This window comes from Mesorhizobium sp. M1A.F.Ca.ET.072.01.1.1, assembly GCF_004023325.1.
Lineage (GTDB): Bacteria > Pseudomonadota > Alphaproteobacteria > Rhizobiales > Rhizobiaceae > Mesorhizobium.
Genome location: NZ_RZSF01000591.1, coordinates 1 through 1,946 on the forward strand (window position 1 = coordinate 1; position 1,946 = coordinate 1,946).

The window sequence follows — 1,946 nt, forward strand, 5'->3', positions numbered from 1 at the left end:
TTGCGGGCCTGATCGAGCCGCACCGGCTGGCCGGGGATGGTGACGGCGAAGACCGTGCGGCCGCCGATCGATTCGACCAGCTCCACCGTGCCGCCATGGGCGCGGATCAGCTCATGGGCGATCGCCAGGCCAAGGCCGGTGCCGCCGCTGCGCGCCGAGCCGCGGAAGGCGGCGAACAGGTTCTCGCGCGCCTTGGGCGGGAGGCCGGGGCCGGTGTCGCTGACGGTGATGCGGCTGACGCTGCCCAAGCGCTCGGCCGAGACGGCGAGCCGGCGCACCACCGCGCTCTCCGTGTCGGCCGCCATTGCCTGCACCGAGTTGCGGCACAGGTTGGTGAGCACGCGGAAGAGCTGGTCGGAATCGGCGTCGACTTCGAAGGTGAGCTCGACGGCATTGATGAATTCGATGCCCTCCTCGATGTCGAGCAGGCCGTGCACGTCGTCGACCAGCTGGCGCAGCCGCAAGCGGCGGCGCGACGGTGCCGGCTCCTGTGTGCGGCCATAGGCAAGCACGCCCTCCGAATAGGCGACGGCGCGGTCGAGCGCACGCAGGAGCTTCGGCGCGAAGGACTGCACGGTCGGATCCTTCACCTGGCGCAACCGGTCCGACATAAGCTGCGCGGAAGCCAGGATGTTGCGCATGTCGTGGTTGATCTTGGACACGGCAAGCCCGAGGTTGGCGAGGTGCTTCTGCTCGGCGAGCATTTTTTGCAGCCGATCCTGCATCTGCGACAGCTCGCGCTCGGCGACGCCGATCTCGTCGGCACGCTCCGTCGGACAAATTATGCGGCCGGGATCGTCCGGCGCCTCGGAGAAGGACAGGATCGAGCGCGTCATGGTGCGGATCGGGCCGATCATGATCAGATCGATCGCCGCATAGACGAGCATGGCGGTGAACAGCGAGATCAGCAGCGAGACGACGGCGACGTTGCGCGAATATCTGAGCATGGCGTTGCGCAGACTGTAGTCCGGCATGATCAGCTCGAATTCCTTGTCGCTGTCGCCGACCGGCCCGAAGACGCGCAGCATGCGGTTGCCGCCGGCGAACAGCGTTTCCAGCGCGCCGGTCATGCCGTTGACCAGGCCGACATTGGCAATGTCGATATGCTCGTCGACCTTCGGCGGCATGTCGGCCACGACCAGCAGCCGCGAGACGCCGCCGTCGCGCACCGCGATCGCCTTGGCGCCGATCGCCATCAGCACGTCGTTCTGGGCGGTGTGCGACAGGGAGTTGGGCTCGCCCTGCAGCAACACGATCGACACGGCGGCGGAGGTGCTCAGCCGCTCCTTCAGCCAGTTCACCCGGTAGCTGGCGATCCAGGGCAGGAAGATCAGGATTTCGGCGAGCAGCACGAAGACGATGGTGAGAAGCAGAAGCTTGGTCGACAGACCGCGCGACAGCGGCACCCGGCGCGGCGAGCTTGCCGCCGCGGGGCGTGGCTTTTCATCCGTTGACAGGACTTCACTTGTCATGACGCGGTTTTCACGAAGGCTTGATCGAGCAAGATTATGCGATTTGCGGCTTTTTTGCTAATTTCGCCGCCAGCCAGTGAAAAAATGCCTTTGGGCGGGCTGGATTGACTTCCAAAATCCTTCTTCCTATAAGCCCGCTCACGCTCGGGCCTTCCGTCCCGGCGCGGTTTCGATCGCGCCTATAACTGGCCCGGCAAAGCTCCTGTTACAGTGTGACAGAATCAAGAAGGGCCGCACGCCGCGGTATTAAAACAAATGAAGCGTCCCTACCACCCGTCCAAACTCGTCCGCAAGCGCCGGCACGGTTTCCGTGCCCGTATGGCCACCAAGGGTGGCCGCGGCGTCGTCGCAGCCCGCCGCAACCGCGGCCGCAAGCGGCTCAGCGCCTGAACGAAAGACGAGATCGGTGCCCGCAACCGGCAAGCCAAAGGGGAAAACTCCCGGGCGGCTTCTGAAACGCGCGGATTTCATGGC

2 protein-coding genes are annotated in these 1,946 nt (G+C 65.2%); one reads left to right on the forward strand and one right to left on the reverse strand.

The genetic code is table 11. The features are described 5' to 3' along the window. On the reverse strand, nt 1-1,472 hold a 1,472-nt coding region (locus EOA32_RS36650), incomplete at its 3' end, for a HAMP domain-containing sensor histidine kinase (RefSeq protein WP_145971498.1). 255 nt (nt 1,473-1,727) lie between these two features. On the opposite strand from EOA32_RS36650, the gene rpmH reads away from it, so the two are divergent. Beyond that, nucleotides 1,728-1,862: a 50S ribosomal protein L34 gene (gene rpmH / locus EOA32_RS36655; RefSeq protein ID WP_128374266.1), complete on the forward strand. Its 135-nt coding sequence runs from the start codon at nt 1,728-1,730 to the stop codon at nt 1,860-1,862. Nucleotides 1,863-1,946 lie beyond the last annotated feature (84 nt).

Excerpts from the sequence above, each read along its gene's own strand:
- rpmH (WP_128374266.1), top strand. The coding sequence starts at position 1,728 with ATGAAGCGTCCCTACCACCCGTCCAAACTCGTCCGCAAGCGCCGGCAC.